General features: G+C 65.7%; 9 protein-coding genes. 2 read left to right on the top strand and 7 right to left on the bottom strand.

The window, feature by feature from the left end; translation table 11 throughout:
- Positions 1 to 16: 16 nt before the first annotated feature.
- Genes DCM80_RS27815 through DCM80_RS27800 form a run of 4 tightly spaced genes read right to left on the bottom strand, consistent with a single transcriptional unit; the run spans position 17 to position 9,143 of the window.
- Positions 17 to 3,121 (bottom strand): efflux RND transporter permease subunit, encoded by a 3,105-nt coding sequence (locus tag DCM80_RS27815; protein ID WP_257194618.1) that lies wholly within the window; start codon positions 3,119 to 3,121, stop codon positions 17 to 19.
- The gene (locus DCM80_RS27810) at positions 3,121 to 6,270 is read right to left on the bottom strand and encodes an efflux RND transporter permease subunit (RefSeq protein WP_257194617.1); all 3,150 of its coding nucleotides are present in this window, start codon (positions 6,268 to 6,270) and stop codon (positions 3,121 to 3,123) included. Before DCM80_RS27810 ends, DCM80_RS27815 begins: the two co-directional genes overlap by 1 nt.
- A 37-nt stretch (positions 6,271 to 6,307) precedes the next feature.
- Positions 6,308 to 7,702, bottom strand: coding sequence for an efflux RND transporter periplasmic adaptor subunit (locus tag DCM80_RS27805; protein WP_257194616.1), 1,395 nt, complete (start codon positions 7,700 to 7,702; stop codon positions 6,308 to 6,310).
- The gene (locus DCM80_RS27800) at positions 7,692 to 9,143 is read right to left on the bottom strand and encodes an efflux transporter outer membrane subunit (RefSeq protein WP_257194615.1); all 1,452 of its coding nucleotides are present in this window, start codon (positions 9,141 to 9,143) and stop codon (positions 7,692 to 7,694) included. The genes DCM80_RS27805 and DCM80_RS27800 overlap by 11 nt, the downstream gene beginning before the upstream one ends.
- Before the next feature lie 695 nt (positions 9,144 to 9,838).
- On the opposite strand from DCM80_RS27800, the gene DCM80_RS27795 reads away from it, so the two are divergent.
- Positions 9,839 to 10,873, top strand: a complete 1,035-nt coding sequence (locus DCM80_RS27795) for a cysteine synthase A (RefSeq protein ID WP_257194614.1) — start codon at positions 9,839 to 9,841, stop codon at positions 10,871 to 10,873.
- Between the two features lie 61 nt (positions 10,874 to 10,934).
- Here the strand turns inward: DCM80_RS27795 and DCM80_RS27790 are convergent, their stop codons facing one another.
- Entirely contained in the window at positions 10,935 to 13,025 is a 2,091-nt protein-coding gene (locus DCM80_RS27790) for a tetratricopeptide repeat protein (protein ID WP_337993403.1), read from the bottom strand.
- Here DCM80_RS27790 and DCM80_RS27785 point away from each other — a divergent pair.
- The gene (locus DCM80_RS27785; protein ID WP_257198123.1) at positions 12,942 to 13,202 is read left to right on the top strand and encodes a hypothetical protein; all 261 of its coding nucleotides are present in this window, start codon (positions 12,942 to 12,944) and stop codon (positions 13,200 to 13,202) included. The genes DCM80_RS27790 and DCM80_RS27785 overlap by 84 nt on opposite strands.
- A 42-nt stretch (positions 13,203 to 13,244) precedes the next feature.
- Here the strand turns inward: DCM80_RS27785 and DCM80_RS27780 are convergent, their stop codons facing one another.
- Both DCM80_RS27780 and DCM80_RS27775 read right to left on the bottom strand, forming a co-directional pair.
- Positions 13,245 to 15,518, bottom strand: coding sequence for a tetratricopeptide repeat protein (locus tag DCM80_RS27780; protein ID WP_257194612.1), 2,274 nt, complete (start codon positions 15,516 to 15,518; stop codon positions 13,245 to 13,247).
- A gap of 99 nt (positions 15,519 to 15,617) precedes the next feature.
- Complete coding sequence (locus DCM80_RS27775; RefSeq protein ID WP_028136531.1) at positions 15,618 to 16,355, bottom strand: amino acid ABC transporter ATP-binding protein; 738 nt, start codon at positions 16,353 to 16,355, stop codon at positions 15,618 to 15,620.
- Between the last annotated feature and the right edge of the window lie 3 nt (positions 16,356 to 16,358).

Genomic DNA, 16,358 nt, shown 5'->3' with positions numbered 1-16,358 from the left:
GCGGGGCTTCAACAACCTATTCCGCGGGCGCAGGCAGCGGGCGCGGTGCGGACCGTCGCCGCAGGCGGTCGATCAGCAGGTAGATCACGGGCGTGGTATAGAGCGTCAGGATCTGCGAGACGAACAGGCCGCCGATAATGGTGATGCCGAGCGGACGACGCAGCTCCGTGCCGGGGCCGGTCGCCACCACGAGCGGGATGCCGGCAAACAGCGCCGCCATGGTCGTCATCACGATCGGGCGGAAGCGCGCCTGGCAGGCCTCGAAGATCGCCTCCGCTGACGACAGGCCGCGCTGGCGTTCGGCGTCGAGCGCGAAATCCACCATCATGATGCCGTTCTTCTTGACGATGCCGATCAGGAGGATGATGCCGACGAAGGCGATCACGGTGAGCGGCGTGTTGGTGAGCTGCAAGGCGAGCAGCGCGCCGAGCCCGGCCGAGGGCAGCGTCGAGATGATCGTGAGCGGATGGGCGAGGCTCTCGTAGAGCACCCCGAGCACGATGTACATCGCCACCAGCGCGCCGAGGATCAGAAGCGGCTGGCGGCCGCTGGTCTTTGCGAAGTCGCCGGCATTGCCGTCGAAGCTGCCGCGGATGCCTTCGGGCATGTGCAGCTCTTCCACCGCGCGCTGGATGCTCTGTGTCGCCGTCTGCAGCTGCACGTCCGGCAGAAGGTTGAACGACACCGTGGTCGAGGGGAACGACTGCGAGTGATAGACCGCGAGCGCGGCGAGGCTGCGCGTGGCGTGCACCACGGCCGACAGCGGCACCTGCGCGTCGCCCGCGCCGGCGACGTAGATGCGATCGAGGTTGGAGGGATCGACCTGGAATTTCGGATCGATCTCCAGCACGGTCATGTACTGGTTGCGCTGGGTGTAGATGATCGAGATCTGCCGCTGCGAGAAGGCGTTGTTCAGCGCGTTGTCGATGTCCTGAACCCGGACGCCGAGCGCCGAGGCCTTCTGGCGATCGATCGCGAGCGTGAGCTGAAGGCCGCCGGGGTCGCGGTCGCTGGAGATGTCGGTGATGCCCTCGACGCTCTCCATGCGCTTGGCCACGATCGGCGCCCACTTCTGCAGCAGACCGAGGTCGGTGCTGGTCAGCGTGTACTGGTAGTCGGAATCGCTCCGCCGCCCGCCGGCACGGACATCCTGGGCGGCGAACATGAAGAGGCGGATGCCGGGCACCGGGTACAGCGCGCGTCTCAGGCGGTCGATCACGGCCTCGGTCGAGACGTGGCCGCGCTCCTGCGGCGACTTCAGGCTGATGTACATGATGCCGCGGTTCGAGGTCGCTCCCCCGGGCCCGCCTCCCGCACCGACCGTCGAGCCGACGCCGGCCACGGCCGGATCCTTCATCACGATGTCGGCGAGCCGCTGCTGGAGACCGAGCATCGACTGAAACGAGATGTCGGCGGAGGCGCGCGTCGCCCCGATGACGAAGCCGGAATCGTCGGTCGGGAAATAGCCCTTGGGGACCTTGATGTAGAGCGTCACGGTGAGGCCGATGGTGGCGAAGAACACCAGCAGCGTCGCCAGCGGGTAGTCCAGCACGGTGCGCAGAGTCCGGGCATAGAAGGCGACGATGCGCGACAGCGAGCCCTCGATGATGCGGTCGAACAGGGTCGCGGTGCCCGACGGGGGCTGCCGAATGTAATGGGCGCAGATCATCGGCGTCACCGTGAGCGAGACCAGCGTCGAAACCAGGATGGCGAAGGTCAGCGTCAGCGAGAATTCGCGCAAGAGGCGGCCGACGATGCCGTCCATGAAGATCAGCGGCGTGAACGCTGCGATCAGCGACAGGCTGATCGAGACCACCGTGAAACCGATCTGCCTCGCGCCCTCCTGCGCCGCCCGGAACGGGGTCATGCCGTGCTCGAGATTGCGATACATGTTCTCGATCATGACGATGGCGTCGTCGACCACGAAGCCGACGGAGATCGCGAGCGCCATCAGCGACAGATTGTCGATCGAGAAGCCCGCGACCCACATGCCGGCGCAGGTGCCGGCGAGCGCCAGCGGCACCGAGATGCCGGCAGCGATCGTCGGCGTCAGCCGCCGCAGGAACACGAACACCACGACCATCACCAGGATCGCGGTGGCCAGCAATGTCCATTGCATGTCGAGCACGCTGGCGCGGATGGTGCCGGTGCGATCGACCAGGGTCGAAATCTCGACGCCGGCCGGAATCCATTGCTTCAGCTGTGGGACCAGCGCCTTCACCCGGTCGACGGTGTCGATGACGTTGGCATCGCCCTGCTTGGTGATCTGGATCAGCACCGCCGGCTGCTTGTTGAACCAGGCGATGGAGCGGGCGTTGCGGACTGAATCCTCGATGTCGGCGACGTCGGAGAGCCGCACGAAGTTGCCGTTGGCGCTCTTGATGACGATGTCGCCAAATTCCTTGGCGGTTCGCATCTGCCGGTTGAGCGCCAGCGTCTCGCTCTGGCGTTCGCCGTTGAAGATGCCGACGGGACCGAGTGGGTTGGCATTGACGATCGCGGTGCGCACGTCGTCGGTGGCGATGCCGGCGTTCGACAGCGCGACGGGGTTGAGCTGGACCCGCACGGCCGGCTGGTCGGCGCCGGACACGCTGACATCGCCGACGCCCGGGACCTGCGAGATGCGCTGCGCCAGGACCGTGTCGGCGACGTCGTAAATTGCGCTGGGGGACAGCGTCTTCGAGGTCAGTGCCAGCACGAAGACGGGCGCGCCGGCCGTGTTGGCCTTGCGGAAGCGCGGCAGCGTCGGCAGGTCGCTGGGCAGGTCGACCATCGAGGCGTTGATCGCCGCCTGCACGTCACGGGCGGCCTTGTCGATGCTGCGGCCGATGTCGAACTGGAGCTGGATGGTGGTGGTGCCGAGCGTCGAGGTCGAGGTGATCTGGTTGATGCCGGCGATCTCACCCAGCCGCCGCTCCAACGGAGAAGCTACCGTCGCCGCCATCACGGACGGGTCGGCTCCCGGCCGGCTGGCCGAGACGAAGATGGCGGGGAAGTCGACGTTCGGAACCGAGGCGACGGGAAGGAAATGGTAGGCGACCACACCCAGCAGGAACAGCCCGATCGACAGCAGCGTGGTCCCGACCGGGCGGCGGATGAAGGGCTCCGAGATCGATGCCATCACTGCATCCCCTCGGTCGCCCCCGCGACCGGCGGGCCGCCGGATTCGGCCGGCGGCAGTGCCTGCTCCAGGCGGCGGTTGATGCGGTCGAGCGCGAGGTAGATCACAGGCGTCGTGTAAAGCGTCAGCAGCTGGCTCAGCAGCAGGCCGCCGATGATGGAGATGCCGAGCGGGAAACGCAGCTCGGCGCCGGTGCCGCTCTCGATCGCCAGCGGCAGCGCGCCGAACAGCGCCGCCAGCGTCGTCATCATGATCGGGCGGAAACGCAACAGGCAGGCCTGCACGATCGCCTCGTTCGGCGACATGCCCTGCCCGCGCTCGGCATCGAGCGCGAAGTCGATCATCATGATCGCGTTCTTCTTGACGATGCCCATCAGGAGGATGATGCCGATCAGGCCGATCACCGACAGGTCCTGCCCGCACAGCACCAGCGCCAGGATGGCGCCGACGCCGGCCGAGGGCAGCGTCGACAGGATCGTGATCGGGTGGATGTAGCTCTCGTAGAGCACTCCCAGCACGATGTAGATCGTGATCACGGCGGCGAGCAGCAGCCAGGGCTGGCCGGCGAGAGCCTTGGCGAATTCGGCGGCATCGCCGGCATAGACGCCGACGATGCTGTTGGGCATGCCGATCCGCGTCTCGATCGTCTTCACGGCGTCGACCGCATCGCCGAGCGCGGCGCCCGGCGCGAGGTTGAAGCTGAGCGACACCGACGGGAACTGGGCCTGGTGCGAAATCGCGAGCGGCGCGGTGGTGCGCTTCAGCGTCGCCACGGCCGACAGCGGCACCTGCGCGTTCGGCGCGCCGGCGGTGGCGCTCGCGGCGCCCGGCAGATAGAGCTTCGACAGGATCGAGGGATCGCGCTGGTACATCGGCAGCGCCTCCAGCACCACGCGGTACTGGTTGGCCTGGCCGTAAATGGTCGAGATCTGCCGCTGCGCGAACGCATCGTTCAGCGTGTCGGTGATCGCTTGCAGGCTCACGCCGAGCTGGCCGGCGCGGGTGCGATCGACGTCGAGCTGCGCCCGCAGGCCGCCCTCCTGCGCCTCGGAAGAAACATCGCGGAACAAGGGATCGCGCCGCATCTCCGTCACCAGCTTGCGCGCCCATTCCGACACCAGCGCTGCATCGGTGCCGGTCAGCGTGTACTGGTATTGCGAGCGGCTCGACTGGGTCGAGATCTGCACGTCCTGCACCGGCTGGAAGTACACGGTCATGCCGGGGATACCCGAAACCCGCTGCTTCAGCCGGGTGATGACGGCCGCGACGTCGTCACGCCGCTCGCCGCGCGGCCTCAAGCTCATGACGAGCCGGCCGACATTGGTGGTCGGGTTGACCGAGCCCGCCCCGATCACCGAGACCACGCCGACCACGTCGGGATCCGCCCTGATGGCGTCGGAAGCCTCGGCCTGCCGCTTCTGCATCTCCGCGAACGACACGTCGGGGCCGGCCTCCGTCACGGCCGTGATCGCGGCGGTATCCTGCAGCGGCAGGAAGCCCTTCGGCGCGACGACATAGAGGACCAGAGTCGCGATCAGCGTGGCGAAGGTCACGATCAGCGTGGCGCGCTGACGTTCCAGCACCCAAAGCAGCGTCCAATGGTAAAATTCGACGGTGCGGTCGATGAAGCGGCTGATCGCGGCCAAGCCCGGCACCGCCAGCTCCTCATGGGCGTGCTTGAGCAGGCGCGAGCACATCATCGGTGTCAGCGTCAGCGAGACCACGGCCGAGGTCACCACCGCGATCGTCAAGGTCAGCGCGAATTCGCGGAACATGCGTCCGACGAGGCCCGACATGAACAGCAGCGGGATGAACACCGCGATCAGCGACACCGTCAGCGAGATCACGGTGAAGCCGATCTCGCTGGCGCCCTTCAGCGACGCCTCCATCGCGCCGTCGCCGTTCTCCATGTGGCGCACGATGTTCTCGATCATGACGATGGCGTCGTCGACGACGAAGCCGGTGCCGATCGTGAGCGCCATCAGCGACAGATTGTCGAGGCTGAACCCGGCGAAATACATGATGCCGAAGCTCGTGATCAGCGACAGCGGCAGCGCGACGCCTGCGATCAACGTTGCGCGCAGCGAACGCAGGAACAGCAGCACCACCAGGGTCACCAGCACGACGGCAAGGACCAGCGTGAACTGCACGTCGCGCACCGAGGCGCGGATGGTGACGGTGCGATCGGACACGATGGTGAGGTTCACGCCCGCCGGAATCGCGCGCTGCACCTTGGGGATTTCGGCGCGGATCTGGCTGACGACGTCGATCACGTTGGCGCCGGGCTGGCGCTGGATGTCGATGATGACGGCCGGCGTGCCCTGGTACCAGCCGCCGGTGCGGTCGTTCTCGAGGCCGTCGACGATCTGCGCGACGTCGGCGATGGTGACCGGCGAGCCGTTGCGGTAGGCGATGATGACGGGCTTGTAGGCGTCAGCCGCGGCGATCTGATCGTTGGCCGCGATGATGTAGGACTGCTGCGCGCCGTCGAGCGAGCCTTTCGGCCCCGAGACATTGGCACTGGCGATCGCGGTGCGCAGATCCTCCATGGCGATGCCGTAGGCGGCGAGCCGCGCCAGATCGGCCTGGATGCGCACGGCCGGTTTCAGCCCGCCAAGCACCGAGACTCGTCCGACGCCGGAAATCTGGCTCAGCCGCTGAGCCAGAATAGTGTCGGCGATGTCGCTCATCGCCCGCAGCGAGATCGTGTCCGAGCGCAGCGCCAGCGTCATGACGGGCGCGTCCGCCGGGTTCACCTTGGCGTAGGTCGGCGGATAAGGCAGCGTCTTCGGCAGCACGCCCGCCGCGGCGTTGATCGCCGCCTGCACGTCCTGGGTCGCGCCATCGATGTCGCGGTTGAGATCGAACTGCAGCGAGATCTGGCTGACGCCGAACGAGCTCGTCGAGTTCATCGCCGACAGCGACGGGATCTGGCCGAGCTGCCGCTCCAGCGGCGCCGTGATCAGCGATGCGATCACGTCCGGGCTCGCGCCCGGCAGCTGCGTCGTCACCTGCACGGTCGGGAAATCGACCTGCGGCAGCGCCGAGACCGGTAGCGCGAAATAGCCCAGCAGTCCGCCGATCATGAGCGCGATGCCGAGCAGCGAGGTCGCGATCGGCCGGCGGATGAAAGGTTCGGAGACACCCATGGGATCTGCCTGCCGCGTCAGGCGGCTGTTGTCGGGATCATGGCTGCTTGGCTCCACTTCCTGCTGCCCCCGGGCCCGGAGCCGGCCCGGTCTGTCCCTTCTGGTCGCCTTCGCTGCTCTTGCGCTTGGCCCGGAACTCGCCGTCCTTGCCTTGCACGTCCTTCTGACCGTCCTTGGCACCATCCTTCTTCTGGCCGTCAGGCCCGCGCGAGCGCTTGCGCGGGGCGAGATCGGCCGACGGGGTCTGGTCGTCGCGGCCGACGATCACCTTGGAGCCGTCGGACAGGTTGGCAAAGCCGGTGGTCACGACGCGATCGTTCGGCGACAGGCCGCTGGCGATAACGGCATCGTGCTCGTTCTGCTGCGTCACCGTCACGGGCTTGGCCGAGGCCACATTGTCCGCGCCGATGACATAGCTGAACGTCCCGATCGGGCCGCGCTGCACGGCCGATGTCGGCACCACCAATGCCTGCGTCAAGGTCTCGACCTTGAGGCGGACATTGACGAACTGGCCCGGCCAGAGCTGGTAATTGGCGTTGGGAAATTCCGCCTTGAGCTTGAGCGTGCCGGTGGTCTGGTCGACCTGATTGTCGATGCCGGTCAGCTTGCCGGTATCGATCACGGTGATGCCGTCATTGCCGAACACGTCGACCGTGAGCGTGCCTTTCGCCGCGGCCGCGTTGACGCGCATGATCTGTTGCTGCGGCAGGCTGAACCACACCGCGATAGGCTGCAATTGCGCGATCACCACGAGACCCGTGGTGTCGGAGGCGTGAATGATGTTGCCCTGGTCGACCTGACGCAGGCCGGCACGGCCCGAGATCGGGGCCACGATCTTGGTGTAGCTGAGCGTTGCCGCCGCATTGTCGATCGCGGCCTGGTCGGCCTTGACCAGTGCCTCGGTCTGCGCGACCAGCGCGCGCTGGGTGTCGGCCTGCTGCTTGGAGCCGGCATTGGAAGCGGCGAGCTGCTCGTATCGGGCCAGGTCGATGCGCTGGTTGGCGAGCTGGGCCTCATCCTGCGCCTTCTTGGCGACGGCCTGGTCGTACTGCGCCTGGTAGATCGCCGGATCGATCTCGCCGAGCACGTCACCCTTCTTGACGTCCTGGCCTTCGGTGAAGTTCACCGCGATCAGCTTGCCGTCGACTTGCGAGCGCACCGTCACGGTGTTGAGCGCACGGATCGCGCCGACGCCGTCGAGATAGACCGGAACGTCCTGCACCCTCGGGGTTGCCGCCAGCACGGGCACCGGCAGATCCGGCCGCTGGTTGTTGCGGTTGTTGGCCTGCTGCTGATGCATGGCGATCCAGCCGAGATAACCGAGCCCTCCGAGGATCGCCAGCGTGATCAGGGTCACGACGAAGCCGCGGCCGCGCGATCTCCTCGCCGTCCCCTCCTCTACGCCTGGCTTGCCGTCCGGCTTAAAGAGCATTGACCGGTTTCTCCATCCTCGGCTCCCAGCCGCCGCCGAGCGCCTGGTACAGGCTGACGATGGCGAGGAGCCGCGCGAGTTGGGCCTGCCACAGCGCGTCTTCCGCTTGGAACAGGGTCAGTTGGGTGTTGAGCACGGTCACGATATCGGCGGTACCGGCGCGCAATTGCTGCTCCGACAGATCGAAGGCACGGCGCGAGGCGGCAACGACATCGCGCTGCAATTGCAGCCGGATCGTGGTCTGCTTGATCGAGAACAGCGCATTGTCCACGTCCGCAAAGGCCTGCACGATGGTCTTGCGGTAGGTCTGAAGCAGCTCGTCCTGGCGCGCCTTGGCGAGCTCGAAATTGCCGAGAATCCTGCCGCCGTCGAAGATCGGCTGCGTGGCGCTGCCGACGAGCTGGAAGAACGCCGCATGCGGCTGGAACAGCGAGACCAAAGCCGCGCTCTGATAACCGCCATTGCCGGTGAGCTGGATGGTCGGAAAGAACTGCGCGCGGGCATTGCCGATGTTGGCGGTCGCGGAGGCGAGCTGCGCCTCCTGGCGGCGGATGTCAGGCCGCTGTGTCAGAAGCTCCGACGGCAGGCCGGGCGTCACGCGCGGGATCGCGATCCGGTCGAGCGAGCCGCCATGCACGCGCACGCTCTCGGGCGGACGCGAAACCAGCACGGCGAGCGCATTGACGTTCTGGTCCAGCGTCTGGCGCAGCGGCGGCACCAGGGCCTTCTGGTTGGCGAGCACGCTCTCCTGCTGGGCGACATCCAGATCCGTGCCGGTGCCGGCCCTGCGCCGCTCTCTGACCGCATCGAGGATGCGCTGCGCGCTCGCGATGTTGCGCTGGGAGGTCCGGATGCGGTCCTGCGAGGCCAGCACCTGGAAATAAGCGTTGGCGACGGCAGCGAGCGTCGTCAGCGCGACGGTGTCGCGATCGAAGCGGTTGGCGTTGGCGGTTTCCTCCGCGGTCTGCAGCGCAGCGCGGTTCTGGCCCCAGAAGTCGAGCTGATAGCTGGCGCTCAGCGAAGCCGAATAGTTGACGACTTCGCGGCCGCCGATGGACAGGCCCGAGGAGCTTGCGCCCGAGGTGCGCGAATAGGTTTCCGATCCGCCGGTCGATAAGCTCGGCAGCAGCGCCGCGCCCGCCTGCCGTGCCTGGGCGTCGGCCTGGACGATGCGGGAGACGGCGGCGGCGATGTCGAGATTGACGGTCTGCGCCTCTTCCATCAGCAGCGTCAGCTCCGCAGAGCGGAAGCCGCGCCACCAATCCAATGACGGCGGCGCATCGCCCTTGCCGGCATATTTGTACTGCGTGGGAACGTCGAGGGCGGGATCAGGAAGGTCCTGGGTCAGCACGCACGCGCCCGAGGTGGCGGCGAGGCACACCACTGCAAGCCAGCGCGCCGCGCGCAGCGTCCGGGCCGCTGAACCTTCGGACCGCCGCATTGCGATCCCCGGAACACCCTGTGTCACATCCACCCCCCGCCGGGCAGATCAAGCCGCCGCGCAACCGGATTAACCGATTCGCGGCGGGACGATCGCGGGGCCTTGGACAACTCGTTCACAGCGGTGATGCCTTCTGCGGAACCTGGAGACGATACTAGCCGGGCGCTGAACTTGGGGACAGGGCCGCAGTCGCGGGACGGTCCTGCCGACGCGCCTGAAGCGAATCGATGAAAATGCCAAAGGTGCTTGTCTGGCAGCGACTTCTCTTATTCTGAAAACACCGGCAGGCGCGATCAAGCTTACCAAGATTTCATGTGATATTGCTGCCACACCTGCGCTCGCAACGCTCCACCCAGCCGCAAGAGCCTTCTGCGGCTTGCATCAAGCCGCTCTCTCGTCGGCGCCATCTCACAAAGCCGTCAACGGCGCTCAATGCCGGACCGTCCGGTCGTTGGAAAGAAGCGTTCGCGGATTGGTCCCGGACGACGGTCATCTTCCATCCTCCGGCGATGTTCGGACATTTCCTCCTCCTGATGTCCCGCCTCGCGGCCGCGCACATTGCCGCGCGAGAATATTGCAGTCGGGACAGGCGTTTCGACGGGTTTCGCCGCAACGCAAAAGCCTTCCCCTTTGGCCCCCCAAGCACTAGGTTCTGGCCAACCAGATCAACCCCTCTTGGTGGCGATTTTCCTGACATGAGCATTCGAAACGACGTTGTCGAAGCCATCGGCAACACCCCGCTGATCAAGCTGAAGCGCGCCTCTGAACTGACCGGCTGCACCATTCTGGGCAAGGCCGAGTTCATGAATCCCGGCCAGTCGGTCAAGGACCGCGCCGGCAAATGGATGATCCTGGAGGCCGAGAAACGCGGCGAGCTCAAGCCCGGTGGTCTCGTGGTGGAGGCGACCGCCGGCAACACCGGCATCGGGCTCGCCGTCGTCGCCAGCGCGCGCGGCTATCGCACCCTGATCGTGATCCCGGAGACGCAAAGCCAGGAGAAGAAGGATTTCCTGAAGCTGTGCGGCGCCGAGCTGATCGAGGTGCCGGCCCTGCCCTATGCCAACCCCAACAATTATCAACACGTCGGCCGGCGGCTCGCGGATGAGTTGCGCAAGACCGAGCCGAACGGCGTGCTGTTCGCAGATCAGTGGAACAATCTCGACAACGCCAAGGCGCACTATGAATCCACCGGACCCGAGATCTGGGAGCAGACCGGCGGCAAGGTCGACGGCTTCGTCTGCTCGGTCGGCAGCGGCGGCACGTTGTCCGGCGTCAGCCGTTATCTGAAAGAGAAGAGCAAGACCATCCGCATCGCCTGCGCCGATCCGCACGGCGCCGGCATGTACGAATATTTCAGGACCGGCGAGGCCAAGGCGACGCCGGGCGGCTCGATCACCGAAGGCATCGGCCTCAACCGGGCGACCGCGATCGTCGAGACCGCGAAGGTGGATGATGCCTATCTCGTTCCCGACGCTGAAGCCGTCACGGCGATCTACGAATTGCTTCAGCACGAAGGTCTGTGCCTCGGCGGCTCGACCGGCGTCAATGTCGTCGGGGCGATGCGGCTCGCAAAGCAGCTCGGGCCCGGCAAGACGGTCGTGACCGTGCTGTGCGATTCCGGCAGCCGGTATCAGTCGAAGCTGTTCAACGCCGATTTCATGCGCGCCAAGAACCTGCCCGTGCCCGACTGGCTGGAGAAGCGCAGCAACATCAAGCCGCCGTTCGTGTGATCGTTGCGCGCCCCCTTGAGCCGGGGCGCGCGTCACGAGCTCTGCGCAGGGTGACCGGCGGCTACGCGGGCTCGCCGCGTCCCGAGGCCGCGGCGCAATAATCGCGCCAGAACTGGCGGTATCCATCCTCGACCCTGCGGGTGTAGACCTCGACATTGCCCGCGGCCGAGGCTGCGATCCTCGCCGGCAAGTCCGCCCGCAGCTTCGCCAGATGCTCGGGCTGCGAGGCATACTTGCAAGCGATCGCGGCATAGCCCTCGTCGTCCTCCGCGACCCAGTCATTGAGGCCGACAGCCGAAACGATGGAACCGCCGGCGCGCGAGGATGCGCCGTGGCCGAGCTTGGCCACGACCGGAACGCCCGCATAGAGGGATTCCCAGGTGCTAACGCCACCGTTTTGCGGGAATGGATCGAGCGAGATATCGACCTGCGCAAAGGCGCGCAGATGCTCGGCACGATCGGACGAGCCGAGGCAGGTGATGGATTCTTCCGCAATTCCCTGCGCCACAAATCGCGCAAGGAGGCCGTCGCGTACCAGCCGATCGTCAAGCAGCGTGTGCTTGATGATGATCTTCGACCCAGCCACCTCGCGCATCACTTTCGACCATACGCGGATGGCCTCGTCCGAGATCTTGTTGACGCGGTTGAACACCCCGAAGGTGACGTAGCCGTTGCGGAGCATGGGCAGCTCGGAAGGCCGCACATCCAGGATCGGATCGATCGTGATCAGGCACGGCAGATCAAAGACCTTTTCGGTCAGCAGGTGCCGGGCCGATTGCGGAATAAAGACCGGGTCCGCAAGCACGTAGTCCATGGCCTGAAGGCCCGTACCGGTCGCGTGTCCGAAGCCAGTGACCTGGATGGGAGCCGGCTTGCGGGCGAACACCTGGAGCCTGTTGCCCGACGAATGTCCGGACACGTCGATGAGGATGTCGACCTTGTCGGCCTCAATGCGATCCGCCAGCTGATCGTCGAACATCTGCCAGGCGTCGACCCAGACGTCGGCCGCCGACCTGAATTGGGCAGTCACCGCGTCACGTGTCGGCGAACACGAATAACAGACGATCTCGAAGTTCGCATGGTCGTGATGGCGCAGCACGGGCAGTAGCCCGAACGCCGCCGAGTGGTACCAGAATTCGGAAGAGACATAGCCAATCACGATCCGCCTGTCGGGGTCGAGCTGCCGGGGCGCGAGCTTCCTTTGCGGCACTCTGGCCCCGATTGCTTCCCCCCAGGACTTGCGCGCCGCCTGCTGGACCGTGAAATCAGCGTCCGGGAGAAAGTCCAGGAAGTAGATCTTCCGCGCCATCAAATCCGGGTCCGGCGCGATCGCCAGCGCCCTGTCGAGATGTTCGATCGCGGATGCGATTTCCCCCTGGTTTGCAAAACAGGAGCTCAGCAACGCCAATGCGATCGTGGAGTGCGGATTCTGCTCGAGCAAGGTCGTGCAGGCCACGATCGCCTGTGCGGTATTTCCGATGCTGAGCGAGGCCTCTGCCTTTCCGCGCAAGGCCACTTCAAACCGCGGCGAAAGTGCAAGTGCCGCATCGAAATCCGCAGCGGCCTGTTCCGGCCGCGACAGTGCCGCGTTAAGTCGTCCGCGTTGCGCCAGAATCTTCGCCGAATCCGGCTTGATCGCGAGCGCCGCTGCGAGCGCCGCTTCCGCCTCGTCGTAGCGCCTGAGCTCGACACTGACCATGCCTTTGCCGATCAGCGCCTCGACGTGGCGCGGCTGAAACAACAGCGCGCGATCAAAGCTCTCGCGGGCACGGTCAAACCGAAACAGCGCCAGCTCCGCGACGCCACGATTGCAGAGCGCGTCGGCATAGTCGGGCTTCAGCTTGATCGCGCGCTCGTACACTTCGATGGCCCGCTCGGGCAGGCTCATCTGAAGCAGAGTGTTGCCGAGGCCGGCCAGCGCCGGCGAAAAATTCGGCTTCAGCGCGATCGCCTTCTCCAGACATGCGCGCGCGGCCTCAAATTTCTGGAGGGCGAGATACACGGAGCCGAGATTGTTCTGCGCCTCGTGCGAACGCGGCTCGATCGCGACCGCGCGCTCGAGCAATTGTTGCGCCTCATCGAGACGCCCGAGCTGTTGCACGCTCAGGCCGAGGACATGCATGGCGTCGAAATGATCCGGAACGGCCTGCACGATCTGGCGGCAGAGCGCCTCGCTCTCGGCATACCGGCCCTGGCCATAGGCGCTCGCCGCGGCAGAGATGATGGCATCGGCCTGCTTCTTCAACTTCTTCTGCAACCGCGCATTCTGGAATGCGCGCGCGCCGGCGCTGCTCTGCAAGGTGTTTCTCCGGAAAAAGGCCCGAGGTGAGTCTAACTGATTCGTACGGCCAGTCGGCGAGACGTGTGCGGCTCAGGAACCGGCCAGCGTGCCCGCCTCGCCCTGCGCGGTGTCACCGCGTTCCGAAGCCGCGGCACAATAGTCGTGCCAGAACTTGCGGTAGCCCGCTTCGAGCTCCCGGGTGTAGATCTCGACATTGCCGGCGGGCGAGGCTGCGATCTGGGCCGGTAGCCCTGCGCGCAACTTCGCCAGATGCTCGGGCTGCGCGGCAAACTTGCGGGCGATCTCGACATAGCCATCGTCGTCCTCGGCGACCCAGTCGCCGAGCCCGACCGCGGCCACGATGGAGGCGCCGGCACGCGAGGAGGCGCCGATACCGAGCTTGGCGACGACCGGAACGCCCTTGTAGAGCGATTCCCAGGTGCTGATGCCGCCATTTTGCGGGAACGTGTCGAGCGAGATGTCGACCTTGTCGAACGCCATCAGGTGGTCGTCGCGCGAAGTGGTGCCGAGACACGTGATGTTCTCCTCCGCAATGCCCTGCGCGACGAAGCGCGCGATCAGGCTATCGCGCAGCAGTGCATCGTCGAGCAGACCATGCTTGAGGATGATCTTCGATCCCGGCACCTCCCGCATGATGCGCGACCACACGCGGATCGCATCGTCCGAGATCTTGTAGATGCGGTTGAACACGCCGAAAGTGACGTAGCCGTTGCGGAGCATCGGCAGCTCGGAGGGCTGCAGATTGGTCACCGGCTCCATCGTGATCAGGCACGGCAGATCGTGGATCTTCTCGGGAAACAAGTGCCGGACCGACGGCGGAATGAAGATGGGATCGGCGAGCACATAGTCCATGGTCGGCATGCCCGTGCCCGTCGCGTGTCCGAACCCGGTCGCCTGGATCGGAGCCGGCTTCCGCGCGAAGCATTGCAGCCGGTTTCCGGTGGTGTGCCCCGACACATCGATCAGGATGTCGACATCGTCGGCCTGAATGCGATCGGCGAGTTCGTCGTCCGAAAGCCCCCAGGCATCGACCCAGACGTCCGCCAATGATTTGAATTTGGCGGTGTACTCGTCCGCCCCCGGCCAGGAATAGTAGCAGATGATCTTGAACCTGGTGTGATCATGATGGCGCAGCACCGGCAGCAAGGTGAGCCCCGCCGAATGCTGGCGGAATTCGGCAGCGACATAGCCGACCACGATCCGCTTGTCCGGATCGAGCGGTCGCTTCGGCAGCGTCCTTTGCGGAATCCTCGAGCCGATCGCATCCCACCAGGATTTCCGCACCGCCTGCTGCACCACGAAATCGGCTTCGGCGCGGTAGTCCTGCAGGAAGATCTTTCCCCGGATCGCGTCCCCGTAGTCCGGGCGGAGCGCCAGCGCGCGGTCGAGATATTCGATCGCGGTATCCATGTCGCCCTGGTTCGAATAGGCGAAGCCCATCAGCGCCATTCCCATCTCGGAACGCGGGTTTCGCTCGATCAAGGTCGTCGCGGCCGCCATCGCCTGCGCGGTCTTTCCCATGACGAGGCAGGCCTGAGCCTTGCCCCGGAGCGCCAGCTCGAGCTTGGGCGAGATCGCAAGCGCCGCCTCGAAATCCGCAAGCGCAGGCTCCAGGCGCTGCAGTTCGTAACTGAGCCGCCCGCGCTGGGCCAGGATCCTTGGCGCGCCCGGCTTGATCGCCAGCGCCGCGGCAAACTTGGCGGCCGCCTCGTCGTGGTGCCGGAGCTCCATGCTCACCATGCCGCTGCCGACGATGGCTTCGGCGTGACGCGGCTGAAACAGCAAGGCGCGCTCGAAACTCTCCTTGGCGCGCATCACCTGCCCGAGCACGATCTCGACCATGCCACGGTTGCAGAGCGCATCGGCGTAATCCGGTTTCAGCTTGATGGCGCGCTCGTGCATCTCAAGCGCCTGCTCGTACTGCCCCATATGCATCAGCGTGTTGCCGAGATTGGTGATCGCGACCGCGAAATTCGGCTTCAGCGCGATCGCCCTCTCCTGGCACTTCCGCGCCTCCTCGTAGTTGCCGAGGTCGAAATGCACGGTCGCGAGGTTGTTGTGGGCATCGTGCAGGCGCGGATCGAGCGCAATCACGCGCTCGATCAGCTCTTTCGCCTCCTCGAGGCGCCGGCCGTCATGGGCGCACATGCCGAGCAGATGCATGGCGTCGACATGATCCGGAAGGGCTTTCAGGATCTCGCGGCACAGCGCCTCGGTCTCGGCATACCGGCCCTGGCCATAGGCGTTTGCCGCAGCGGCAATGACGGCGTCGGCCTGCTTCATCAATTTCTTCTGCAATCGCGCGTTCTGGAATGCGCGCGCGCCGCCGCCGCTGTTCTGCAAGGTGTCTCTCCGGAGAATGCCCGAAGCCGAGTCTAACTGATTCGCGAGCGATGACCGCCCGGTCGCCGGACCAGCATCGCCCCCGGGGTTTCCCGGGGATCAGCGCAAGATCTGGCTGAGGAACAGCTTCGTGCGGGCGTGCTGAGGCGCCGCGAAGAACTCGTTCGGGGTGTTGGCCTCGATGATCTGGCCGGCGTCCATGAACACCACGCGGTTGGCGACCTCGCGGGCAAAACCCATCTCGTGGGTCACCACCATCATGGTCATGCCCTCCCCGGCGAGGTCCACCATGGTGTCCAGTACCTCCTTGACCATCTCCGGGTCGAGCGCCGAGGTCGGCTCGTCGAACAGCATCACCTTCGGATTCATTGTCAGGGCGCGGGCGATGGCGACGCGCTGCTGCTGGCCGCCGGACATCTGGCCCGGAAACTTGTTGGCCTGATGCGGGATCTTGACCCGTTCCAGGAACTTCATCGCGGTCGCCTCCGCGTCCTTCTTCGGGATGTTGCGGACCCAGATCGGCGCCAGCGTGCAATTGTCGAGCACCGTGAGGTGCGGGAACAGATTGAAGCTCTGAAACACCATGCCGACTTCGCGGCGCACGGCATCGACATGCTTGAGGTTGGGTCCGAGCTCGATGCCGTCGACGACGATCTCGCCCTCCTGGAATTCCTCGAGCGCGTTGATGCAGCGGATCAGCGTCGACTTGCCGGAACCGGAGGGCCCGCAGATCACGATGCGCTCGCCCTTGCGGACGTCGAGGTCGATGTCGCGCAGCACGTGAAAGTCGCCGTACCATTTGTTGAGGCCGGAAATCTTGACGATGGGGTCTGACATGGG

This window comes from Bradyrhizobium sp. WBOS08 (genome assembly GCF_024585125.1).
GTDB lineage: Bacteria > Pseudomonadota > Alphaproteobacteria > Rhizobiales > Xanthobacteraceae > Bradyrhizobium > Bradyrhizobium japonicum_B.
This window is presented reverse-complemented; position numbering and strand designations above follow the sequence as displayed.